The organism is Clostridium sp. 001, assembly GCF_019056555.1.
Lineage (GTDB): Bacteria > Bacillota > Clostridia > Clostridiales > Clostridiaceae > Clostridium_B > Clostridium_B ragsdalei.
In genome coordinates, this window is record NZ_CP020473.1 from 2,395,807 (window position 1) to 2,419,813 (window position 24,007).

Here is a 24,007-nt window from a genome sequence, read left to right on the forward strand (position 1 = left end):
ATATATATCAACGAGTTATATTGAACAAATAAATTCGTCGGTGAACCGAAAATCTGTGTATATGATGTTTCTGGTATTGGCAACAAAACAAAAAATTGCAGAATATCCAAGCGATACGCCAGAACAGTGTTTTTGCTTTCAAACTTTATTGATACAAGAAACAACATAACACGATTTATTTGATTGAATATACTCAACTTCTTTAAAAGTAGCATTGACAATTAGTTACAAAAGTAGACAAGGAACATAGATAAATGTGATGCTTAACGATAATGGAAGGAAGAAATGAAATGGATAATAAAATTGAAGTAAAAGTAGAGATAAATGCTATTGTCCTGTGCGCAGATGAAAGTGTTTCTAAAATCAACTGGGGACATGGCTATCAAGTGGTAAAAACAAAAATTGAAGACTTTCCAGGTATTGATCGAATTAAAGATGGGCGTGGAAATATTAGTACAGATTATTGTCTATCTAGAATAATAGAACGAGTAAATGAGAATATTGTGACATCATTCTACTGCCTAAAAAAGGAAGATGTCTTCTATGTTCCATCACCTGAGGTATGTGCTAGGGAGGTATATTCTAATGTTGATTTAGAGAGAACTCCATATCTTGAAGAATACAAAGATAATGAATTTGATTATCTAAATCAAATTATTTCACTACTTCAAGTTTATAAATCAGGAAATATCGGACTAAAAGAGATATTTTTTGATTTCAGTTATTGCCTAATGGGATTTTTAAATAATACTTTTTCTGCCACTATAGATATTAAGGATGCTAATACAGTAAAGAACGATTGGTATGTTTTGTCAGATACGGAAGTAGCGGCATGGGAACAATTTAAGAATATACATATTCACACTGGCCTTCAAGTTATGAAAGATATTGTAGATGTTTTTACCTTTGGCCTTAAACAGATTGACAGTGCCACTGCATTTGAGAAATATACAACCGCATTAGAAATGATCTTTCTTGGCAAGAATCAGCAGGGGAAAAAGGAAGTACTATCAAAGCGTGTTGCTGCCTTGCTGGGGCAGAATGATGTTGAAATTGTTATAATTTATGGGAATATGAAAAACTATTATCGGTATCGTTCTGAATCGTTGCATGAAGGTGATGCTTCTAATATTACAGATGTAGAATTAGAAGCACTTTCTGAGATAACGAGGCGTTCTATTTGCAAGCTTTTTAACATTTGTAATAAAAGATTAGCCATAAATAATAGGATCACTTGGTCGGAAATTAAGACTGATTTGATAAATTCGCTTAAAGCACAAGTTGATGTGTTGAATTGCAGAGGCGTATTTTCAACATAAGTATATTTTATGTAGATATTACGATATTATGAATACTTTTTTAAACTTTCTATTATGTCTATAATGTGAAGAATACTTAATTACTTGGAATGTAAGAATAAATGACAATTGATATAGTTTGATAAAATTAATATGTGAATATATTTAATTTTATAATTGTTGTATAGAAAAGTTTATTTGATATTATGTTTTCTAAGATTAAGAAGAGCAATACTTATATAATTTAACATATTAAAAAGGTGAGGATAAAAATGACAATGGCTTTATTATACCGAAATAAAAACGAGGCTTTCTTTCTGCAAGATTTTAGAATTACACATACAGGTGGAAAACAAATAGATGCAATGATGAAATATTCATCCTTTGGGTCAAAAATTGGATTATTTTTCGCAGGAGATGTTGCAGCTATTAAACGTCTTATACCAGATATTCGTTCAGTGGAATCGCAAGTCAATATAAACAATGTTTTAGAACCTGGAGGTCCCTTAGCAAGAGCAATTGAGTTGAACATGATGAGCAACCGAGATAACTTAACAGGAATTCGTAAGGTAGGTATGCTTGGATTTGTAATAGATGATCAATCTATGACAAATGAATGCTTTCAAGTGACGTCACAGGTTGGTATGGGAAGCTTACTTACTCCTGTTAAACAAAATGAAGTTGTGGTAATAGGATCTGGAAATGCGATAAATGGTATTTCTTTAAAGCTAACCAATATAGCAAATAGAGTGATTAATAAGGGATATGATATTAGAAGTGCTTTAGATGCTACAAGGATGAATATAAAAAATATTTTTCAGCGAATAGGTGTATCTGCGTATAACAAATTAGGTATTTCCCCTGTATTTGCAGGTTCTATCCTTAGCGGTGGATATTTTTATATGATAGGAGAACAAATTACTGGAAATAGGCATACTTCCGATTTCAGTGTAAAAGGAGCAATACCACCAGTTAGCTTTGATTACTCGTTGTTGCGTAAAAATGAAAATATTATGCTTATAAACAATTTAAATAGGGAAGAAATTATTGTAAAGGAAGCAGAATTTTATGAGGAGGGTAGTTTAAGTAAATTATTTGATCCTGAAGGATTAACTCAATTATTTGATCCTTGTCAATACGCAAATACGAATAATGTTGTTTATATTATTAATCAATGGGTTATAGATGATAACCATATTTATCGAACTATAGATAAAACACATCTTGATAATACAATTTGCAATCCTGATTATGTTCGCTTGGCGAGTTGTAATATAGAGACTAATTCTTTACCAGAAACTAATAGATATATTCTAAGTGGATATCATGGATTAATTATACCTGAATATCTTCAAGGTACATTTGAAAATGGGTTAAATCAACACTTATTTGATCATAATTGGTTATCAAAGTATGTACAAAATTATTCGGATATTTACATATAATACATTGAAAAAGTAGTATTTTGACAATTAATATATGAATAATAAGGAATTATAATTTTTCATTATTCATATAATTGGACGTGCTATTGTCATTCTCATAAGGCAATGGGTAGCCTGAGTATATAAAATGTATGTTATAATCTTGAATATTTTAATTTAGAAAGTGTCGTTAATATAGGAAAGCATACTACTTTTAATTTTCATTAAATATGTGAGTATATTGCTAATTAAATTGACTTTGTAGAAATATAAATGGAGTAATCTTAAATTTGGAGGTCTAGTTATGATAGAGAATAGACAATTTAACAGGATGGAAGCAGAAAATGAGAATTATTATATTAATGAATTTGGCTATAAATTTAACCAAGATTATACTTATACAGGATATATTAAATGTAAATTAGTTCATACGACTAATTTATCCATTATAGTTCCAGATCAAATTTATATAGAATCTGCAGAATTGTTATGGATACAACCTTTGAATTTCTTCCCTAATGTGTTATTTAAGGAAGATAAGCTTATTATAGCTTTTATTAGTATTGATATTTCATGCGGAAATAATATCAAAATTGAATTTACAAATAAAGATTTTATAAGGAATTATGAAGATGGTGCAAATTTGTTTAAATGTAAAATACACGGTCCGAAAGATCTTAACACCTTTGCCACTGGAGCATGCTATTTAACAGAGGAGTATATACCATTTTTACGGCTCTATCATCATACGACAGAAGAAAAGAAACAGAGCATTATCAATAGTGGATGCTTTTGGCTATCTACGTGGAATATCCAAGGCAATAAATCTTTGGTTAATATTGGTTATGTATACTTAACATGCTTAGATAAAATAAAAACTGAAAATGACTTAAGAAAAATCGCTATGGCTAGTAATGAAAAGATATATTTCATCACAGATAATGTTGTTATACCATCTGTAATTACTGGAAAATGGAGAGAATTACATAGCAATGATATACTTGAGTTAAAAGTTTACAGACAAAATATTAGCGAAAGGCAGAGTACTTTGATGCTGAAAATAGATGCAACTATACTTTCACCTCAACATCTTCTTAGACACTCATTTAGGAATGATCCAGTGTTCTATGAAATTATTTCTCCATTTATATATAGGATAGGGGCTATTCCTAAAAGTAACGTTTGTTTTGATAACTTTGTTATTAGAAGAAAAAATAATAATTTGAAACAGTTAGATTATATAATTTGTGGAGATGCAACAACTAAAGAAGGCTTAGCTGCACCATTTGATGAAGAGAACACTGCTTCTATTTTTAAGATTGAAAAAATTTCTGATAAGTCTAACATTCTAGAGTTTTGGTTTAATAACTGTAACATGGACCAGTTTACTAATAAGGCAATAGAACTTCAAATTTTTAATAAAGATAAATAGTTACAATATACTCCATATATCTATAAGTTACTGTTTGTTTAGCTAAAGATGATGGTTAAACACATTTATTAATCAATTCAAAATTGATAAGATGTAGAAGTAGTGTTGTTTGAAAATAATGTCACCAACCTTATAATTAGTGACATTATAAGCTTTCAGTAATAGAAACAATAAAGTATATTTTTAAATTTCCTATTATCCATATAATTAGTAATTAAAATTAGTATTTTCAATTGTTTTATACCCAAGCCGTCCTTATGCCTGACCTGTAAAGGGCATGTATAAGGTGGACTAGCCCTGGGCTTGTCAAAGGTGCCAACCGTGTATGAAAATTCAATTTAAATAAACACTTTGTGCGTAGAGGGAAGACCCCAGAGGAATACACCGGCAGTACAGTTAAAATAGGAACTTTTTATGAATTATTAAGGAAGCACTTTATCCGCAGGAAGCTTTCTTTTTATTTTTGCTTGGGAATTTAATTGTAACAAGGCTGACGAGGACTAAAAAAGTGATGGTGTTTGAAGAAAATATACTGCGGTTTATTGCCTTAAAACATATGGATAAATTAAAGATATATATAAAGTATCTATATGTGTAGTAATAAGTTTTTTAGGTGATAACGAAAAGGATTATGATAGTATATTTGAAATTCATACATATGTACTGATTTTATTTTGTGAAAATATAAGAACTCATTTTGTAAAGATGCAGGAGCGTCACTTATTTGAAGTACTGAATGAAACAATTTGTCTTTGGACAAGCCTTTGATTTGAACGCTGCTGAGCTGAATCCTACATATAAAATGTCTTACTTTAAGAGATTATTGAAGTGTTGACTAAGTGAAAAAGAAAGTGCTTGTCCAAAGCTTCCGTGTGAGGGAACCCGAGCCTATTATAAGACAGCAGAGCATTACTTCATGGGTTTGGGGCTGAGCATCCCATTAAAATTAAAGGCACTTGCCAAGCTTTTTGTCTGAGTGAGGGAAGAGATAAAGCTTGGCAAGTTCTACAGTAGATAAGTAGTAATTGTAGAGATTTTTATTACTTATAAAAAGTGGAGGAAGATTATTGAATTAGATTCTGACTTGAAGGTTACTTAATCGTGAATTATTCATAAATAATTTGATTTGTTGAAAGAAAGGAATGGTCATGATGAATGATAATTTTTACAAAAATATTATTAATTTGTTAAACAATTCAGATATAAGATTTTACACAACAGAAATTAGACCAGTAAAATTTGAAGGAGAAATAAAGAATGTTACTATGGTTTTTAGTGAAGTTTTAAATATGGGTCCAACTCCATTGAGTAAAACTCCAGTGATTTCATGCTTGATTGTTTTTACATTGTTTGATGCTTATTTAGAGAATAAATATAGTATGAGCCCAGGGATGTCATTTAAACGAAAGTATAATGCTTTGCCTTTTGTTACAAATCAAGACATAATTGAAAAAGAATGCTATAGATTAATGAAAACGATAAGAAATGGATTTGTTCATAATATAGATGCTATTGTATCTATAAATAATTTACTCCATTTTAATTATACCAGTCCTCAAGGAACTCAGTTTAACCTTGATATTTCTTCTGATAACCTTAAGTTATTATATTCTATTATTCTTATTTTAGTAAAGGGAAAGTATGAAATTGAAACAGAAGGACATTTTCAAAATGTAATATGTACGTATTATGGAAAGTTAAAAAATTATGTTGATGAGGATGGCAATTTTACTGATGATATAGGGGTAGGAGGAACAGCTACTTCCTCTAATTTGATACCAATTGGATTCTATACACAGTTAAAAACAGCAGTGCGATATCCTGTTGTAAATCCAAAATATGATATAAGCGAAGGCAGAATAAATATAAGATCAATATATAATCCAGGATCGCAGTATTATTCTGTTGATTATTGTGTTAAATGTAATAATAAGAAATATATTATTCCACAAGAAATTTTGGATAACAATAATTCATTATCTATATCGGATTTATCAATATGGGAAGTCAGTAAATAAGTTTATATGAACAACATAGCTTAAGCTTATGTATAATATAAAGTTGCCAAATTTCTAATTTATTAATGAGATGTAAATGTTATGTATATGTATTATTTATCAAAAGTGAATTAAAATAATACATTGTAAAAGTATGGCATAGGGGAGAAGCAATTCTACAGAATGTAAGAAATGACTACATTGTTCTGAAATATTAAAGTTTAAAGCATAGTAGCATTTGACTTGGTTAAGATTAAGAAAACTAACTTGTTGTTTCAAAATTGTAATTATAAAGTCTTAGCTTTTAGGTTAAGGCTTTTTTTACATATATATCAATATACCAAAGAAGAAATTAAGATATCAAAAATAAGTGTAAAAATTAATTAATTCCATTTTATGAGTAAACCTATATAGTGGAACAAGCAGTGGAGTTATGTTCCACAAAATCGTAGGATCCTATATTCAAATCTGTAACACAACCGTAACACAACCGGAAGAAAAAAGTGTATCTTCATAAGGAAATAAAAGGGACAAGCAGTATTGTAAAACTAGGTATATCAACGCATAAGGTATTATGTAAAAAGTGGAAAAATTTATTTCGTCGTCCCAGCGTGCCGGGGGTTCGACTCCTCTCTGACGCACCATAATCCATTCCAAACACTGATTTTCAGTGTTTTTTATTTTATCTAAAATTATAGTTTTTAATCTATTTTCCCCTAAAAGTGACAAATATGTCATCTAAAAGTCACACAGATGTAAGTTGAAGGTTCTATTATATAGGTAAGCCACAAGAAAGGAACCTTAAATAATAGAATTTTTAAAAGTTGAAAATCTATGTAATGTATATGGCAAGGGCAGTATGTATATGCCTAAAGCAATGAAAAATAAAATATTATTGACGCGCTTCGGGATGACATGTAAATCAAAACTGATATTAATTTAATACAAAAAATTCAAAAAACATCTGAATTCAAATTATCCTAATGGCAATTTGAACGCAACTTATATTGAGAAGAGGTGGTCTGAATGTCTTTAATGATGCCTGGTTGTATTTTAATGCTCATCCTTGTTATAAGTATGCTGTATGAACCAAGAAGTTTCTGGAATGCACTGCTGCTGATGATGGCAATTGGTATTTTTCTTCTTGGATTTGGCTCTGCACCGGGAATCCGGGGAATGATTCTTGGAATTTTGATGCTGCTGCTTATACCATTGATTTTTCTTGTTACTGCAATCTTTTTCATTGTGAATGGTTTGGAGATGATGAAAAAAGAGGGAAGGCGTTTGCAGAATGTTCTATCTTTATTGACGGGAATAGTCATGATCGTGGGAAGTATGGTAACCATTGCTGGAATATATTTTCTTCAGGATGCTTCTGTTATGAGAACGATATTCTCACTGGTGTTGATTTTGGAGTTCTATATTGCTTTTACGTTTGTTTCACTGTTGATCTATTCGCTAATTTATACATGCTTACCTAAAAGACTGAATTGTGATTATATTATTGTTCATGGATGTGGTCTCATAGGCGGAGAAAGAGTATCTCCGCTGCTGAAGGGCAGAGTTGACAAAGCGGTTCGTATTTACCATAAATGCAGGCAGCATACTAAGATTGTTGTATCAGGCGGTAAGGGCGCCGATGAGAAGATATCGGAAGCGGCAGCAATGAAAAATTATCTTGTAGAAACTGGATTTCCAGAAGAGGATATTATTCTAGAGAAACAGTCTAAGACTACCTTTGAAAATCTCAAAAATGTCAGAGATATGCTGGATGTGAATGGTGTGAAGCACCGCTATATATTTGTGACGAACAATTATCATGTTTTTCGAACAAGTCTCTATGCAAAACAGCTGAAGATAAAGGCAAGCGGTGTTGGATGTGGAACGGCAACATATTACTGGCCAAGCGCCTTTATACGCGAATATATAGCCATTATGTTCAGGTATAAATGGATATTTGAAGCGATTGTACTGTTGTGGGGGATAGCAGTTGCCAAAATTTATTCTTGATGATAATTGAACAATAGATGTAAATATTCAGTCACTTCTGTAAGACCTTCAAAATACTTGAAGGTCTTTTCCATTTGTTTCCCAAAGTGACGAATCTCTCACCTGAAAGTCACAGAGATGTAAGTTGAAGGCTCTATTATATAGGTAAAAGATGAAAAAGGAGTGTAACAGCATCTATGAAAATCAGTATTAAAAACGTGAGTATGACATACAAAACAGGAAAAAAGGCACTAACCAATATGAATTTAGAAGTGAACAGCCCAAATTTTATAGGACTTTTGGGTCCCAATGGTGCTGGAAAAAGTACCTTTATGAAACTATTGATATCGAAGATAATACCGACGGCCGGCGAAATAATTGTTGATGGTAAGCCAATCCAAAAGTACGAAAAAGAACTCAGAAAGCAGCTCGGGTATTTGCCGCAAAGCTTTGGTTTATATGACGAATTAACAGTTTATGAGTTTTTGGATTACATGTGTGCATTAAAAGAAATTAAAAACAACGTGAAAGGTATTATTCGGCAAGCTATTGAAAGGACTGATTTGCAAGAAAAAAGAAATTTCAAAATTAAAACTCTTTCAGGGGGTCAGAGGCAGCGTGTTGGTATAGCACAAGTATTACTTGGAAATCCTGAACTTATAATTTTAGATGAACCTACAGTTGGACTTGATCCAGAAGAAAGAATTAATTTCAGAAATGTATTTTCACAGACTGCAAATGACAAGATAGTGTTACTTTCTACTCACATCATCGATGATATACAAGCCATTTGCAATAGAATTATAATCATTAATAACGGTACGATTTTATTTGATGGAACTTCGCCGGATTTAATAAAAGCTGTACACGGACATGTTGGTTTTGTTGAGGAAAAAGATAACGAGACTTTAGAAAAAAGAATTGGAGGTAAGTACAAAATCACATCTAAGTTGTTTACTGGTAATGGCATCTCCTGTCGTGTTATCGGCAAAGAAATAGAAAGCTCTATTGCACTTATAGAGCCTACCTTGGAAGATGCATACACATATGTCATACACAATGGGGGTGTCCATTAAATGAGAAATGTATTTTTTGATTATGAAACAAAGCGGATTCTGAAGTCCAGGTTTACTCAAATAATAATCTTACTTGTGTCAGTTTTTCCTTTGATTGGTGCACTACTCTCAACCTACATTAGCGAAGATATTAGCAGTATGATATTTGGAATAAATAGCTCTACTCTTTTATCTCAAACGATACTTTTCCCCGCAAAGGCAGGAGCAGTACTTTCAACTCTTGCTTTTACGACACTAACAGTTTTTGAGTTTGACAAAATACTTAGGTTTAGAGTTAATTATATAATTGAACCAATATCAAGTTCTATAAAGATACATTTAACCAAAATTACAGGCTTAATGTGTGCCGGTCTTATTTCAACAGTGGGTTCAATGATAATTATGATTCCTCACTATATATTTAACGTGGGCAGTCTAACCAATTTTAGTTATTTTCTGCTCAGTTATACCTTAATAATTTTTGGCTCGATTGTGCTAACAATTCTTATGACCGCAGGATTTTATCTTATATTTAGGAATGTCAATATAACCTGCATTATTATGCTTTTAGCGGTACTTTTTAGTTTTTTAACAGGAAATATCAATTATCAATATATGTGGGTTCAGACAGGTGCTAGTGGACTTTCCGAAAATTTCGGAAGCGGGAATATCGTTTTGGGAATGCTCTGGAATAGGCTCTTTGGGTTATCAGTATCTATGTCCATATTTTTATTCGGAATGCTAAGCGATAGATGTTATGAAAAAGGATTATTTAAATCTATCTTAAAAAACTGTAAAAAATATAAGCTCATACCAATTTGCTTTTTGGTTTCTCTTTTTGGAGTATTTTTTGTTTTTCAAAATGAACCGATTTTCAAACCAATTTCGCTTACGGATGTGGTGTCAGTATTGATTAATGGTAAAAAAGAAACGCCTGTAAACGTAAGTGTCATAGGAACTTCAAATATGTTTGTAGATCTTAAGATAGAAAAAGATAAAAATTGTGCTAGCGGAGCTTATTGTCAGGAACTGCAAAACGGCACTGATAAGCCTCAAAATGTATATTTTGAATTAGCAGACGGTTACCATATTAGTGAAATCAAGTTAGGCAACAAGGACATAAGCTGTACACAGGTTTCGCCCAAGATTTTGAGCAGTGCAAAACTTAACAACGTTTTTGAAATAAGCATTCCAAGAAACACTAAAACTAAATTAAGCATAAGGTATTCAGGTATACCGAAAGCCAAAAGTACAGCTAAAGATTTTTCCCAAGGAATTAGCAAAAATTATGTAAGGTTAAATGGCACCACGGGCGTTGCTCCTGTTGTTTGTATTGAACAAAATGATAGGATTATTGAAGGAACAATAAAAATGGACTCAAAGTTTACAGTCATAACTCAGGGAGAAAAAAATCGCAAGATTTCTGAGCAGGATGGTTTTACTACTTGGAGTTTTTCTTGGGATAAATTAAGTGACCTATCTTTGACAGCCGGACGATATGGAATATTTGAAAGAAAAGCACAGGGCACAAATGTGGAGTTTTTCTATCCATTGGCTGCAAGAAAAGAATTTGAATCCAGAGGAAATGATACGCTTGATATATTCTCATTCTTTTCGGAAAAATTTGGACCACTAGGCAAAGATAGTCTCAAAGTAGTTGTAACATCAGGAGTACAGGGCAAAGGTGGATTTCAAAACGGAAATATCTCTTATGTTTCAGAAGATTGTTTAAAGAAAAAATCCAATGTGGATTCATCGATAGCATCTTCTTCTGACACTTTTGCTTTGCTCACGCATGAAATTGCTCATCAATGGTGGGGAACTGGAATAAATGTATCTAATGCAAACAGCCATAATCAAATAGATAAAAATCACGATGAATGGTCAGATGAAGCTTTTGCGGATTTTAGTACTTATTTATTCTTGAAAAACAAATTTGGAAAAGCCTATGCAGAAAATTTGTTGTTGAAAAAATGGGAAGAATCAACAAATGAATTAAATCGAAACTTTTATCGAAGAAATCCTGAATACATGAACAAGTTATCAATGATTCCAAAGTATTATGTTTCATTATTTTTAAGAGGTGGTGAAATTTATGGCTTGGGACCACTCACAGTTTACAATGTTTATAAGCACATAGGTGAAGACAATTATTTTAATTCTATGAAAGTTATTTACAAAGAATATTATGGCAAAAAGGATAAAAAACTGTCTTTTTCTGATTTTTTAAATATTAGTGGTATTACACAAGGAGGCAGCCGTCAATGGATGTAAAAATTCTTAAATACGAACTGAAAAGAATAATTTTTTCAAAGATATTTGTGATAACTTTCATAATTGCACTTTTCTTTTCAGTGATTGACCTTTATACAGAAATAATACAAGGTGTTTCTGGTACGGCACCTTTTTCTAAATGGAGTTATTGTAAGTTTTTGTGTGGCATAAATACGATTATGTTATTAATTTTAATGCTTTCGTGTACAGGACTTTTTTCTAGAAATGAACAAAGAGTAAGAGAAATTACTTCATGTACATCTTTACCACAGAAAAAGTATCTGGCTATAAAAAGTTTTGCCCTGTTTATTTCTTACTTAATTATTGCGGTATGCTGTATTTTGATAAGTTTGGTGTTTTACAAGATAACTTTTAATTTTACAGATTTTCAAAACTTTTTATTACCGATCTTAATAATACTACTTCCTACTTTTGTGTTTGTTTTTGGAACAAGTATGTTTTTAGGCAGCAAAAGGCAAACTTTGCTTTATTCTTGGATTCCAATTGTTTTGATTTTGTCACTTATGAGTTTTAATAGCACACCTTTTATTGATATTTTCGCCAAAGGGTATGTGACTTATATGCCTACAGTTCTACCAGTTGATAGTCTCGGTGAACCTGTTTTTAGATTGTCTTTAGATTTTATAATGAGTAGACTTACATTTATTCTAGTAGGAATGGTTTTATATGTGCTTTCATTTAAGAAGCTTTCTGGAAAACCTTAAAAAGTCAGTATGTATGCAGCCAAAATAGTTTTAATGTTATTTATACTCAGCTTGTATATTTCTTTTAAAGGAAATATAATAAAATTATGGAGGTGCTATGCGTGGATTATATAACAACAAAAGAAGCATCTAAAAATTGGAAAATTACAGACAGAATGGTAGTGTATTATTGCTCTGCTGGACGGATTAAAGGAGCTGAAAAAATGGGAAATACATGGCTTCTTCCTGCTCACGCTGAAAAACCGGCTGACGGACGATATAGGAATAGTAAAGTAAAGGGTGGCGAAAATAAATGAAACGGATATTTTTGGTTGAGGACGATAATACAATTGCCAGAAACCTTGTGCTTTTGCTTCGCTCAGAAGGGTTTACAGTCACTCACGCCCCTACGCATAGTGATGCCATTGCCATGCTTGCTGGGAATAAATTTGACCTAGCACTTGTAGATATTTCTTTGCCTGACGGAAATGGCTTTACAGTTTGCACGGAAATCAAAGAAGTGCAGGATGTTCCCGTTATCTTCCTGACGGCTTCCGGCGATGAGGCGAGTGTTGTTACTGGGCTTAACATGGGCGCAGACGACTATATTACCAAGCCTTTTCGTCCGCGCGAACTGATAGCACGAATTAGAACCGCCCTGCGAAAAAGCGGATGTTCTCCATCAGCTTTTGAAATCCATGGGCTTCATGTCGATATGGCAAGCGGTGTTGTAAAAAAGGACGGTAGCGAAGTTTTTCTTTCAGCTTTAGAATATCGCTTACTTCTGGTGTTTATTAATAACCCCAAAAGTATTATCACGAGAAGCAAGCTGCTTGACGAATTGTGGGACGCTGCGGGCGAGTTTGTCAATGACAATACATTGACCGTGTACATTAAACGTCTGCGTGAGAAGATAGAGAACAACCCAGCAAGCCCGCAAATAATTCTGACAGTTCGTGGGACTGGATATAGATTGGGGGATGGGTATGTTTCGGAATAGAGAATTTAGAAAGTTTGCTATTTTGTTCTTCTTAATAGCCGCAGCCGCTGTTACGTTGGGATTTGCAATTAATGTGGCAGCTGGAATTCTTGCCATTGCTTCTGCTTCAGCCTTTGGAATAGCGTTTTTTGCATTTACCAAAGCCCGATATAAAAGCATTGCCCAAATTTCAGATCAAATCGATATTGTGCTTCATAATGCTGATCATCTGTATATTTGTGAATTAGATGAGGGCGAACTTTCCATTCTGCAAAGCGAGATAACAAAAATGACGCTGCGTATTCGAGAGCAAAATGATGCACTGAGAAAAGAAAAAGAACATCTTGCTGATTCGCTGGCCGACATAGCTCATCAACTCCGCACTCCTCTCACATCTGTAAACCTCATTTTATCATTGTTAGAGAATAACCCTAACGAAAATGAACGGAAAGCATTGATACGGGAAACAAAGGAATTGTTTTTACATATGGATTGGCTACTTACTTCCCTTCTCAAATTATCCCGTCTGGATGCAGGCATTGTGGTTTTTAAATGTGAACAGATAGATTTGAATACTTTGATAAGCACTGTGCTTCATCCGTTTTTGATCCAAATGGAACTGCACGATATTGCTTTGCAAATAGACGTGTCGAAAGGGATAATAATTCAGGGCGATTCTGGTTGGCTTTCGGAAGCAATTCAAAACATCATCAAAAACTGCATGGAAAGTGCAGGTGATAACGGGAAGATTGAAATTGTCTGCAAGGAAAACCCATTGTTTACCGAAGTTACCATCCACGACAGCGGCGCAGGCTTTGAAAAAGAAGATTTGCCCTGCCTGTTTGACAGGTTCTATCGTGGGAAAAATGCAGGTGCTACAGGATACGGGATTGGACTCGCTCTTTGCAAGATGATTATAACACGACAGGGAGGAACGATTATCGCCAAAAATCATCCACAGGGCGGCGCCATGTTTGACCTTCGTTTCCCAAAGTGACGAATCTCTCACCTTAAAGTCACATAGATGTAAGTTGAGAGTTCTATTATATAGGTAAAACATGAAAAGGGAGGCTCATATAATGGACTTTTTAAAAATTGAAAATTTATGCAAGGTCTACGGCACTGGTGAAAATCAGGTTACTGCGCTTGACCATGTTTCGCTTACAATAGAAAAAGGAGGATTTACTTCAATTATCGGTTCCTCTGGCTCTGGCAAGTCCACTCTGCTGCATGCTATCGCTGGCGTGGACGTGCCAACAAGTGGAAAGATATATTTGGAGGGTCAGGATGTATATGCCCAGAACAATGAAAAACTTGCCATCTTCCGCAGGCGTCAGGTTGGACTGATTTACCAGTTTCACAACCTCATTCCCACTCTGAATGTTGTGGAAAACATCACATTGCCTATACTGATGGACAAACGGAATGTTAATAAGAAGAGGTTGAATGAATTGCTGGAGTTGCTTGGGCTAAAGGGCCGAGAAACACATTTACCCAATCAGCTTTCAGGTGGTCAGCAGCAGCGTGTTTCCATAGGACGTGCTTTGATGAACGCCCCGGCGGTCATGCTTGCTGATGAACCCACGGGTAGTTTGGACAGCCGAAATGGACATGAAATTATAAAGCTGCTTAAAGAAAGCAATAAAAAATACAATCAGACACTTATTGTTGTTACACATGACGAAAATATTGCTTTGCAGGCAGATCGCATTATCGGCATATCAGATGGCAAAGTAGTGAGAGATGAGAAGGTGAGACTATGAATATTTTCAACAAAGTTACCCTGCAAGGCATGAAAAAGAGCCGTACACGAACAATTGTAACGATTATCGGAGTTGTACTTTCCGCTGCCCTGATTACGGCAGTTGTCACTTTTGGCGTTTCCTTGTTGAACTATATGTCAAATGGTGAGGCTCATAAATACGGCGGCTGGCACATCAAATTTGAGGATGTGGATTCTTCTTTCGCAGCGAAGCAGACAAGTAACAACAAAGTTGAAAATACCACATCATTTAAAAATATTGGCTACGCAAAACTTAACGGCGGAAAAATTCACGACAAACCGTATTTTTTTATCGCTGGATTCAGCAAGAAAACATTTAATGCCCTCCCACTCACATTGTGTGCTGGCAGGTTGCCAAAAAACAGTAGAGAGATTGTTATTCCTGAGAGAGTCGTAATAAAAGATGGCGTTAAGTTACGTGTGGGTGACACACTTACCCTTGCTATTGGAAGCCGCATGAGTGGAAACAAAAGTCTTGGTCAACACGACCCTTACATTTCCGGCAAAGAAACCCTTGTTCCAAAAGCAGAGAAAACTTACACAGTGGTCGGTTTCTGCGAAACGCCTCACTTTGATGAAGATTCTGCGCCTGGATATACCGCAATTACAACTTCAGGTGCAGCAGATACGGAAAACAATATCAGCTTGTTTGTCACGCTAAAAAAACCGTTTGAGGCTCATACTTATGCAAAAAATACAGCTGGAGGTCATACTTACATCTTTAATAGTGATGTGCTGCGTTTCATTGCTCTTTCAAACGATTCGAGCGATAAGGTGTTCAATGCATTTTTGTACTCAGTCGGTGCCATTGTACTCATCATCATTATGATTGGTTCTATTTTTCTGATTTATAATTCATTCAATATTTCCTTGAACGAGCGCACACACCAATTCGGGATTCTCTCATCGGTGGGAGCCACCCCAAAGCAACTGCGCCATTCAGTGCTGTTTGAAGGACTTTGTATCGGTGCTATTGGTATCCCAATTGGTATTATCATTGGTATAGCCAGCATCAAACTTGCGATTAATATCGTCGCCAAAAACTTCGCAAACATTCTTTTCGCCAATGTACCTTTGACATTGACAGTGTCCGCTCCCGCAATCATTGCAGCAGTAGTGACCAGCATGATCACAATCCTGATTTCGGCAGATATTCCAGCTCGCAAAGCTGCCAATATGCCAGTTATGGAGTGTATTCGCCAGACGAACGATATCAAAATCGAATCCAAAGCTGTGAAAACGTCGAAACTTGCGGAGCGTATTTACGGCTTGGAGGGAACTCTTGCATTAAAGAACTTTAAGAGGAACAAAAAGCGTTACAGTAGCATTGTGCTGTCACTTGTCTTAAGCGTAGTGCTGTTTATATCGACCAGTTCCCTTGTAATAGATTTGAAACAGGCGTCGGCAGGTGCAAAAGAGGTTACTAATAGTGATGTCGGTTTTGGCACACATGATATGAAAGACAGCGAAATGCTGCAGCTTTATAGCAAACTAAAAAATGTCGATGGTGTTGACGAAAGTTCGTATCAAGTTGTTATGAACTATTTCTGTGCTGCCAAGGGCAGTGATCTTTCAGACGCTTACAAGAAATCTTTAGGTTCACATTCGCCAAACGAAACGGTGAATCTGCCAGTGCAAATCCAATTTTTAGATGACAGTACCTATCTGAAGATTGTCAAAAGTTTAGGCTTGCCTACAGATAAATATACCGGACAAAATGCGAAATTAATCGGCGTTGCCAAAGTGGACAGCCACGACAATCAGAAAACGGCCAGCCAAATTCAAAATGTGTTCAAGAGTTCTGCCAGTAATTTTACCATTTTTCCCAAAACAAATGGCAAGCCGGAGATGAAACAGGGATATAATGCAAGCATTACATTTATGAACAATTTTGTGCCGCTTGATACGCCTCCTATCTTAACAGACATAAAACAAAAATCAGGTGGAATTTATGTGACTGCCCCATATTCACTCAAAGAAAAGTTTAATGCCACTGGTACTCCTGCAGATATTATAACTAAGGGCATGACATTTCAGTCAAAGAACCCATCGAAGTCATCGGATAAAATGAAAGAGATAGTTCAGGATATGGGAATTACAAGCCCGTACATCCTTTTGAATATGTCTGGAGCGCTTGATCAGAGCCGCAATATGATATTCATTGCCGATGTGTTTTCCTATGCTTTTATAATTATGATTTCACTGATTGCAGTTGCCAATGTGTTCAACACAATTTCCACGAACATCAAGATGCGCAGACGTGAGCTTGCAATGCTTCGCTCTGTGGGAATGTCCGACCACGATTTCCAAAAGATGATGAATTTCGAGTGTATCTTTTATGGCATGAAGGCGCTGCTCTTCGGGCTTCCCCTGGCAATCATATTCTCATGGTTCATGCACAAAGAAATGAACGGCAGCGAAAATGGGAGTTTTGTGATGCCGTGGGCCAGTATCGGAATCAGTGTGCTTGGCGTGTTCTTTATAGTGTTCATTACAATGCTGTATTCTATTAGAAAAATAAAAAAGGAAAATATTATTGACGCACTCCGGGATGATATGGATTGATTCAAAGCCGATATTGACTTGATAAAAAACTATAAATCTTAGTTCTATGTTTAGTATTATATAAATTACACATACTAATGGAGAAATCAATGTATTAACTATAGAATGGAGGTTTCAAAATGAGAAAACTTGCTGAAGGAGAAATACTTTCATTAACAGGACTATTGAAGTTTGAGAGTGATGGGTTAGCAGTTTCACGAGCAATGCAATCGCTTATAAAAGATGATGAATTAAAAAAGCAAGCAAAATCAGGTATATTGGCGGCTGAAGGTAGAATTAAAGGATTGGAACAATTTATTAATGAGAATGATATTACAAGAAGATAAAGGAGGTAAAATTATATGGCAAGTATTTTAAACAACATAGTTAAAAATACTACTGATATAAATGATGAAGTTATATCAGGAAGTATGCTTTCTTCTGCTAAAGGTGCAGCAGATGCTTATTTAAATGCAACGATGACAAGTACAACACCAGAATTAAGAGCACTTTATGCATCTAGTCTTAATCAAGTAGTTGGTGGTCATTCAGCACTTACCGAGTTGGTTATAAACAGAGGCTGGAATAATCCTTATGATTCACCTACTCAACAACTTTCAGATGTTGTAAATAAGGCTGAAACAACAGTTGAATAGATATAAAAAATAAAGAGTCAATAAAAATGACCCTTTATTTTTTTTGTGAGCCTAGCATGGGCGGCAACTTGGTGGTGCAAGTCCACTGTGGGCTTGCTAGTGGAAACCATAATCAAAACAGCTATGCATCTACTATTATACATGTCGAAAAAGAACAGCATGTTATAACAACAGGCCCATACTCCATAGTTCGCCATCCAATGTATTTAGGGATGATATTAATGTTATTATTTACTCCTCTTGCACTTGGTTCTTATTGGGCAGTACTACCTTTCCTTCTCTCTGTGCCAATGAATATATTAAGGATAAAGAATGAGGAAGAAGTGCTTTTAAGAGATCTTCCAGGGTATAAAGACTATTGTTTAAAGACACCTTATCGGTTGATTCCGTTAAATAGCATTATTAGTGCTGATAAGACTTAATTCAAATTAACAGCATCAATTTGTTCTTTTGCATTTAATAATAATTCAATTGCAAGCTTGTTTTTCTCCTCAGTAGCTCGGAAAGTTGGAATACTTATGCTGATAGCTGCGGTTGTTTTTCCTTTTGATGTCAGGGGAACAGCGTAGCAGCGTAAAAATTCTGTTACTTCCTCAACTTCTGTTGCAACATGAGTTTCTCTAATCTTTTTTAATTCCACTTCTAAAACAGAAAAATTTGTTATAGTATTTTTTGTAATGGGTTTTAAGCCATCAGGATAAAGTGTTTTTATTTCTTCAATACTGTATTCGCTTAATAGGGCTTTTCCTAATGCTGTACAATAAGCGGGTATTCGTTTCCCTACATATGAAATAAGTCGAATATCAATATCTTTTATAGGATCTTCTTTTAATATATAAAGTACATTGTTTCCATCAAGAATACCCATTTGACAGGTTTCATTGATATTACTGACAATGTTCTTCATTATTTTTTGTATAAAATCTAACATATTTTTATTTCGTGAATAGGATGCTCCAATACAAAAAGTGGAAATTCCTATTGAATATTTTAGAGAGTTTTTTTCAAGAGAAAGAAAATTACGTTCTAACATTGTCTGGATAATAGGATAAAGAGTGCTTTTTGGTACATCAATTGCTTCAGAAATCTCTGTTAATGTTAAGCCTTTAGGTTTGACTGACAAGAGATTTAATATATTTAACACTCTTTCCGTTGGTTTATGTGCCATATTTACAACCACCATTCAAATTTTTATAAAACTTTGTTATACAATAACAATTATAAATGCCTTATTAGTAATATTCAATCTCCATTTATACATATAAAAATAAATATTTCTATAAAAGCACTTCAATTAAAATATCAAGAAAAATGTCTCTATTTTTTTTAATTCTACAATAATGTCCAAATATTACCTTGACATGACAAAAAATTGTGATATTATTTAACTATAGTATTCGTATAAACAAATAAGATTTGTATATACGTAAACATGGAAGGAGGAATAATCCCATAAGTCATTAAGACATCACTAAAAATTTTAAATTATTACTTAAGTATAGATAAAAGATTTAACTATTTTTATGAATTATTAAATAGTTAAGTTAACTATTTGAAATACATGTAAACAATTACAAATTAGGCTTTGTATTTAGTCTAATTGTTACTAAGGGGGAAAACATATATGAAAAAAGCTAGATTTATAACACCAGTTGTTACTGCATTTGATACTAATGGAAACTTAGATATCCAGGCAAATAAAAATATTTATGACTATCTCATAAGCGCAGGAATAGACGGCCTACTTATTATGGGCAGTTCAGGTGAGTTCTATGCTATGTCTACTGAACAAAGGAAGGAATTAATTGATCTTGCTGTTTCCTATGTAAATAAAAGGACAAAACTTATTATTGGAACAGGTTGCATGACAATAGAAGATACAATTGAACTTTCTAATTATGCCATTGATGCTGGAGCAGATGATATTATAATTATCAGTCCATATTATTTTAGTCTAACGGATGAAAGTTTGGAATTTTACTATGGGAAAGTAGCAGAATCTGTAAAAGGTAATATTTATTTATATAATTACCCTGACAGAACAGGACATGATTTATCACCAGAATTAACACTTAATTTATTGAGAAAACACAGCAACATTGTTGGTTATAAAGATACAGTATCCGAAATGGGACATACTAGAAAATTAATCCAAACCGTACAGAATGAGTTCCCTGATTTTGAGGTATTCTCAGGATTTGATGAAAACTTTGTTCGTAATATTCTTTCTGGTGGCAGCGGATGTATTAGCGCACTTTCCAATCTTTATCCAGAGATTTTTGTAGATTGGGTAAAAGCAGTTAATGAGAAAAACATGGATAAAACAGCTGAAATTCAAAATTGTGTTGATAAGTTAGCAGCACTATATGAAATTAGTAAATGCTTTATTCCAATTGTAAAAAAAGCCATGATGTTCAAAGGTTTGGATATTAAAGACTACTGCAAAACTCCTCTTCTGCAAGCTGACGAAAAACAAACCAATTCAATTAAAAAGCTTATGGAAGAAATTGATAATATAATTTCAAAATAATCTGCTGCAATTTATTAAAAGTTACTATATAAAATAAAAGATTTTTAAATCATAGAGAGGAAGGATTATTATGTCGTTAAAATCAATTTATGGTGGAGAAGATAAGTCTTTATATGAGATTCAAACTCATGCAGAAGGACCCAAAGGTTCACTTCCACTTACCCCGGAATTGCTAAAAGATTCACCTAGCGGAAATATATTTGGAATGACTTTAAATGCTGGTATGGGATGGGAACCATCTAAACTCCTGGGTGGCGACGTGTTAATACTTAGCAATCAAGGAGGAATTCGTGATAATGATGGTACTCCAATTGCTGTAGGGTTACATACAGGTCACTTTGAATTAGGATTACAAATGAGAGCAGCAGCTGAAGAAATAAAGAAACTTGGAGGCGTTCCTTACGCTGCATATGTAACAGATCCATGTGATGGCCGTAGTCAGGGTACAACTGGAATGTTTGACTCTCTTCCTTATCGTAATGATGCAGCAATAGTATGTCGCCGTTTAATTCGTTCACTGCCAACACGCCGTGCAGTAATGGGAGTAGCTTCATGTGACAAAGGACTGCCTTCCATGATGATGGCACTAGCATCTATGCATGATTTGCCAACTATTATTGTTCCTGGTGGTGCAACACTTAAAGCTATAGACGGGGAGGATGCAGGAACTATTCAGACTATTGGAGTCAGATTTGCAAATAATGAACTTTCATTAGAAGATGCTTGCCGACGTGGATGTAATGCTTGTGCTTCTGCTGGTGGAGGATGTCAATTCTTAGGTACAGCCGGTACTTCTCAAGTTATTGCTGAAGCACTTGGAATAGCGTTGCCTCACTCTGCTTTAGCACCTTCTGGTCAGCAAATATGGAAAGAAATTGCTAGACAATCAGCTAAAGCAGTTTTAGATATGGCAGATAATGGAACAACAACAAAGGATATTATTACAGATAAAGCAATCGAAAATGCCATGGTAGTTCATGCTGCTTTTGGAGGATCAACAAACTTGCTTCTTCATCTCCCAGCAATTGCACATGCTGCTAACTGTAAAATTCCTACTGTGGAAGATTGGGCAAGAATTAATAAGAAAGTGCCTCGTTTAGTGAGTGTTCTTCCTATGGGACCAGTTAATTATCCAACAGTAAGTGCATTCTTAGCAGGTGGAGTTCCTGAAGTTATGCTTCATTTAAGAAAACTTGGTTTGCTGCATGAAGATGTTCTTACTGTTACAGGAGAAACACTTGGAAATAACCTTGATTGGTGGGAAAAATCCGAAAGACGTGTTGAGTGTAGAAAACGTCTGCTTGAAGTGGATAAAATTAATCCTGATGAAATTATCATGAACCCAAGTCAGGCAAAAGAAAGAGGATTAACATCAACAGTAACTTTTCCTGTAGGAAATATTGCACCTGAAGGCTCAGTAGTAAAATCAACGGCTATTGATCCATCAGTTATAGGTGATGATGGAATATTTAGACATACTGGAAAAGTTAAAGTTTTCACATCTGAAAAGGCAGCTATTAAAGCACTTAAAGATGTGGGAAAAATCAAGGCTGGTGACATAATGATTGTGATGGGCGGAGGCCCAATGGGAACTGGGATGGAAGAAACATATCAGTTAACTTCTGCTTTAAAACATTTATCTTTTGGTAAACATGTTTCTCTAATTACGGATGCACGTTTTTCTGGTGTTTCTACAGGGGCTTGTTTTGGACATGTAGGTCCTGAAGCATTAGCAGGAGGTCCTATCGGAAAATTAAGAGATGAAGATGTTATTGAAATAATAGTTGACACTAACAAACTTGAGGGATCAATTAATTTCATTGGAACTGAAGATAACAAACTTTCTTATGAAGAAGCAGCTAAAGTATTAGAATCACGCAAGCTTCATCCAGATCTTAAGCCTGATGCAGATCTTCCAGATGATACAAGATTGTGGGCAGCACTGACCTTTCCCCAATAAAATAGACATCTTAAACTCGTAATATCTCTTTATTTCGTAGATTATCATAATTTTTATGCTGCTTTTGATTTTTTATTTGAATTGTTATAATATTTTTCAGGCGTTACATAACCATTAGAAGCATGTATTCTTTGCCTATTATAAAATATCTCAACATATTCAAATACAGCAGCACGAGCTTCTTCACGTGTTTTAAAGTGATTCCCATAAAGCCATTCACATTTCATTTTACCCCAGAATGATTCCATAGGAGCATTATCCCAGCAGTTACCTTTACGAGACATACTGCATATAAATCCATACTTATTTATTAAATTTTGGTAATCATTTGAGCAATATTGTGACCCTCTGTCCGAATGTAGAATAACACCAGTTGGTCTTCCTGCACGTTGATATGCGTCATTTAATGCGTTGATTACTAATTCTTTTGTCATTCTTTCATTCATAGATAAACCAACTATTTTTTGTCCACACAAATCCATTACTGCTGCTATATAAAGCCATCCTTCATTTGTCCACAGATATGTAATATCACTGACCATTTTTTCATTAGGTTTATCCACAGTAAAATCTCGATTAAGAATATTTTTTGCTACTGGAAGTTTATGATTTGAATTAGTAGTAGCCTTAAATTTCTTTGAAACCCTTGATTTTATGCCATTCTGATTCATGATACGTTCTACTCTTTTATGATTAATAGGTTTATCATTTTTCATATTTACTATTTTAGTAATTTTAACAGAACCGAATACATTTCTATTTTCTTTGTGGATTGTTTGAATTTGTTCTAATAACTGTTTATTTTCCTTTGATCTTTGACTTTCAGGTCTTTTATCCCATGCATAGTAACTGCTTCTTGACACGCTTAAAACCTTGCACAGCTTCGCTATTCTATATTTATGGCAACTAGCCTTGATAAACTCAAACCTCTTTATTTTAGGTTCTTGGCGAAGTAGGCTGCCGCTTTTTTTAATATTTCATTTTCTTCTTTAAGATCTCTAATTTCTTTTTCTAATCTTCTTAATTTCTCATCTTCAGGCTTAAGATGTCCACTGCCAGGAAAAGGTGTATCAGGTGATTCTCTATACTTCTTTACCCATCCATGCATTGTTGTTGGTCTTACTCCTAATTCTGTTGCTATCTTATTTAATGATTCTCCAGATTTCTCTAATCTTTTTATTGCTTCAATTTTAAATTCTGCACTATATTGTTTTTTCATAACCCTACCATTCCTTTCACTTTTAATATAACACGAGTTCCTCGTGTCTATCAAAGTGGGTAAGGGTCACACTTCAATCTGTCAGTGGTGGAACTTGGAGAGGAAGCGTATATGATGTAGATAAAATTATTGAAGTTCTTGAAGCTGGTAAGAAAGCGTTAAC

19 protein-coding genes and 1 pseudogene are annotated in these 24,007 nt (G+C 34.2%); 18 read left to right on the forward strand and 2 right to left on the reverse strand.

All coding sequences use genetic code 11. From position 1 onward, the window contains the following. The first annotated feature begins 290 nt into the window (after window positions 1-290). From B5S50_RS11150 to B5S50_RS11225, 16 genes and pseudogenes are all read left to right on the forward strand, one after another. Entirely contained in the window at window positions 291-1,319 is a 1,029-nt protein-coding gene (locus B5S50_RS11150; RefSeq protein WP_217301851.1) for a HEPN domain-containing protein, read from the forward strand. Window positions 1,320-1,570: 251 nt separating this feature from the next. Then, a complete protein-coding gene (locus tag B5S50_RS11155; protein ID WP_217301852.1) occupies window positions 1,571-2,743 on the forward strand; it encodes a hypothetical protein in 1,173 nt (390 codons plus the stop codon). A 283-nt stretch (window positions 2,744-3,026) separates the two neighbouring features. After that, the gene (locus B5S50_RS11160) at window positions 3,027-4,154 is read left to right on the forward strand and encodes a hypothetical protein (protein WP_217301853.1); all 1,128 of its coding nucleotides are present in this window, start codon (window positions 3,027-3,029) and stop codon (window positions 4,152-4,154) included. 1,151 nt (window positions 4,155-5,305) lie between these two features. Next, on the forward strand, window positions 5,306-6,172 hold the full coding sequence (locus B5S50_RS11165) for a hypothetical protein (protein WP_217301854.1): 867 nt from the start codon (window positions 5,306-5,308) through the stop codon (window positions 6,170-6,172). Window positions 6,173-7,177: 1,005 nt separating this feature from the next. Further along, window positions 7,178-8,161 (forward strand): YdcF family protein, encoded by a 984-nt coding sequence (locus B5S50_RS11170; protein ID WP_065078296.1) that lies wholly within the window; start codon window positions 7,178-7,180, stop codon window positions 8,159-8,161. Between the two features lie 176 nt (window positions 8,162-8,337). Next, on the forward strand, window positions 8,338-9,216 hold the full coding sequence (locus B5S50_RS11175; protein ID WP_065078295.1) for an ATP-binding cassette domain-containing protein: 879 nt from the start codon (window positions 8,338-8,340) through the stop codon (window positions 9,214-9,216). Further along, on the forward strand, window positions 9,217-11,469 hold the full coding sequence (locus B5S50_RS11180; RefSeq protein ID WP_217301855.1) for a hypothetical protein: 2,253 nt from the start codon (window positions 9,217-9,219) through the stop codon (window positions 11,467-11,469). Then, window positions 11,460-12,194 carry a hypothetical protein gene (locus tag B5S50_RS11185; protein WP_065078293.1) on the forward strand — a complete coding sequence of 245 codons (735 nt, stop codon included), beginning with the start codon at window positions 11,460-11,462 and terminating at the stop codon, window positions 12,192-12,194. The genes B5S50_RS11180 and B5S50_RS11185 overlap by 10 nt, the downstream gene beginning before the upstream one ends. A gap of 101 nt (window positions 12,195-12,295) precedes the next feature. Then, on the forward strand, window positions 12,296-12,490 hold the full coding sequence (locus B5S50_RS11190) for a transposase (RefSeq protein ID WP_065078292.1): 195 nt from the start codon (window positions 12,296-12,298) through the stop codon (window positions 12,488-12,490). Continuing rightward, on the forward strand, window positions 12,487-13,173 hold the full coding sequence (locus B5S50_RS11195) for a response regulator transcription factor (protein ID WP_065078291.1): 687 nt from the start codon (window positions 12,487-12,489) through the stop codon (window positions 13,171-13,173). The genes B5S50_RS11190 and B5S50_RS11195 overlap by 4 nt, the downstream gene beginning before the upstream one ends. Continuing rightward, the gene (locus B5S50_RS11200) at window positions 13,160-14,149 is read left to right on the forward strand and encodes a sensor histidine kinase KdpD (RefSeq protein ID WP_217301856.1); all 990 of its coding nucleotides are present in this window, start codon (window positions 13,160-13,162) and stop codon (window positions 14,147-14,149) included. Before B5S50_RS11195 ends, B5S50_RS11200 begins: the two co-directional genes overlap by 14 nt. Before the next feature lie 82 nt (window positions 14,150-14,231). Then, the gene (locus tag B5S50_RS11205; RefSeq protein WP_217301857.1) at window positions 14,232-14,915 is read left to right on the forward strand and encodes an ABC transporter ATP-binding protein; all 684 of its coding nucleotides are present in this window, start codon (window positions 14,232-14,234) and stop codon (window positions 14,913-14,915) included. Next, a complete protein-coding gene (locus B5S50_RS11210; protein WP_217301858.1) occupies window positions 14,912-17,500 on the forward strand; it encodes an ABC transporter permease in 2,589 nt (862 codons plus the stop codon). Before B5S50_RS11205 ends, B5S50_RS11210 begins: the two co-directional genes overlap by 4 nt. Before the next feature lie 119 nt (window positions 17,501-17,619). Then, window positions 17,620-17,826 carry a hypothetical protein gene (locus B5S50_RS11215; protein WP_065078287.1) on the forward strand — a complete coding sequence of 69 codons (207 nt, stop codon included), beginning with the start codon at window positions 17,620-17,622 and terminating at the stop codon, window positions 17,824-17,826. A 15-nt stretch (window positions 17,827-17,841) separates the two neighbouring features. After that, on the forward strand, window positions 17,842-18,135 hold the full coding sequence (locus B5S50_RS11220) for a spore coat protein (protein ID WP_065078286.1): 294 nt from the start codon (window positions 17,842-17,844) through the stop codon (window positions 18,133-18,135). Between the two features lie 113 nt (window positions 18,136-18,248). Further along, a pseudogene (locus B5S50_RS11225) lies at window positions 18,249-18,557 on the forward strand (isoprenylcysteine carboxylmethyltransferase family protein); the annotation flags it as partial. On the opposite strand, the gene B5S50_RS11230 reads toward B5S50_RS11225, so the two are convergent. After that, window positions 18,554-19,303 carry an IclR family transcriptional regulator gene (locus B5S50_RS11230; protein WP_065078285.1) on the reverse strand — a complete coding sequence of 250 codons (750 nt, stop codon included), beginning with the start codon at window positions 19,301-19,303 and terminating at the stop codon, window positions 18,554-18,556. The pseudogene B5S50_RS11225 and the gene B5S50_RS11230 sit on opposite strands and share 4 nt — an antisense overlap. 456 nt (window positions 19,304-19,759) lie before the next feature. Here B5S50_RS11230 and B5S50_RS11235 point away from each other — a divergent pair, with 456 nt between their 5' ends. Continuing rightward, window positions 19,760-20,665, forward strand: coding sequence for a dihydrodipicolinate synthase family protein (locus B5S50_RS11235; protein WP_065078284.1), 906 nt, complete (start codon window positions 19,760-19,762; stop codon window positions 20,663-20,665). Window positions 20,666-20,735: 70 nt separating this feature from the next. Beyond that, window positions 20,736-22,625, forward strand: a complete 1,890-nt coding sequence (locus tag B5S50_RS11240; RefSeq protein WP_302180667.1) for a YjhG/YagF family D-xylonate dehydratase — start codon at window positions 20,736-20,738, stop codon at window positions 22,623-22,625. 53 nt (window positions 22,626-22,678) lie between these two features. Here B5S50_RS11240 and B5S50_RS11245 read toward each other — a convergent pair. Further along, window positions 22,679-23,844, reverse strand: a protein-coding gene (locus B5S50_RS11245) for an IS3 family transposase (protein WP_243121154.1) whose coding sequence is annotated in 2 segments (ribosomal slippage) — window positions 22,679-23,586 and window positions 23,586-23,844 — 1,167 coding nt in all. Because the reading frame shifts where the segments join, the coding sequence is not laid out codon by codon here. Window positions 23,845-24,007 lie beyond the last annotated feature (163 nt).

What these genes read in the sequence shown, in the direction of transcription:
- B5S50_RS11150 (WP_217301851.1), top strand. Translation starts at nt 291, where the DNA reads ATGGATAATAAAATTGAAGTAAAAGTAGAGATAAATGCTATTGTCCTG.
- B5S50_RS11180 (WP_217301855.1), top strand. Translation starts at nt 9,217, where the DNA reads ATGAGAAATGTATTTTTTGATTATGAAACAAAGCGGATTCTGAAGTCC.
- B5S50_RS11175 (WP_065078295.1), top strand. Translation starts at nt 8,338, where the DNA reads ATGAAAATCAGTATTAAAAACGTGAGTATGACATACAAAACAGGAAAA.
- B5S50_RS11235 (WP_065078284.1), top strand. Translation starts at nt 19,760, where the DNA reads ATGAAAAAAGCTAGATTTATAACACCAGTTGTTACTGCATTTGATACT.
- B5S50_RS11215 (WP_065078287.1), top strand. Translation starts at nt 17,620, where the DNA reads ATGAGAAAACTTGCTGAAGGAGAAATACTTTCATTAACAGGACTATTG.
- B5S50_RS11200 (WP_217301856.1), top strand. Translation starts at nt 13,160, where the DNA reads ATGTTTCGGAATAGAGAATTTAGAAAGTTTGCTATTTTGTTCTTCTTA.
- B5S50_RS11240 (WP_302180667.1), top strand. Translation starts at nt 20,736, where the DNA reads ATGTCGTTAAAATCAATTTATGGTGGAGAAGATAAGTCTTTATATGAG.
- B5S50_RS11220 (WP_065078286.1), top strand. Translation starts at nt 17,842, where the DNA reads ATGGCAAGTATTTTAAACAACATAGTTAAAAATACTACTGATATAAAT.
- B5S50_RS11170 (WP_065078296.1), top strand. Translation starts at nt 7,178, where the DNA reads ATGTCTTTAATGATGCCTGGTTGTATTTTAATGCTCATCCTTGTTATA.
- B5S50_RS11185 (WP_065078293.1), top strand. Translation starts at nt 11,460, where the DNA reads ATGGATGTAAAAATTCTTAAATACGAACTGAAAAGAATAATTTTTTCA.
- B5S50_RS11205 (WP_217301857.1), top strand. Translation starts at nt 14,232, where the DNA reads ATGGACTTTTTAAAAATTGAAAATTTATGCAAGGTCTACGGCACTGGT.
- B5S50_RS11210 (WP_217301858.1), top strand. Translation starts at nt 14,912, where the DNA reads ATGAATATTTTCAACAAAGTTACCCTGCAAGGCATGAAAAAGAGCCGT.
- B5S50_RS11165 (WP_217301854.1), top strand. Translation starts at nt 5,306, where the DNA reads ATGAATGATAATTTTTACAAAAATATTATTAATTTGTTAAACAATTCA.
- B5S50_RS11230 (WP_065078285.1), bottom strand. Translation starts at nt 19,303, where the DNA reads ATGGCACATAAACCAACGGAAAGAGTGTTAAATATATTAAATCTCTTG.
- B5S50_RS11160 (WP_217301853.1), top strand. Translation starts at nt 3,027, where the DNA reads ATGATAGAGAATAGACAATTTAACAGGATGGAAGCAGAAAATGAGAAT.
- B5S50_RS11195 (WP_065078291.1), top strand. Translation starts at nt 12,487, where the DNA reads ATGAAACGGATATTTTTGGTTGAGGACGATAATACAATTGCCAGAAAC.
- B5S50_RS11155 (WP_217301852.1), top strand. Translation starts at nt 1,571, where the DNA reads ATGACAATGGCTTTATTATACCGAAATAAAAACGAGGCTTTCTTTCTG.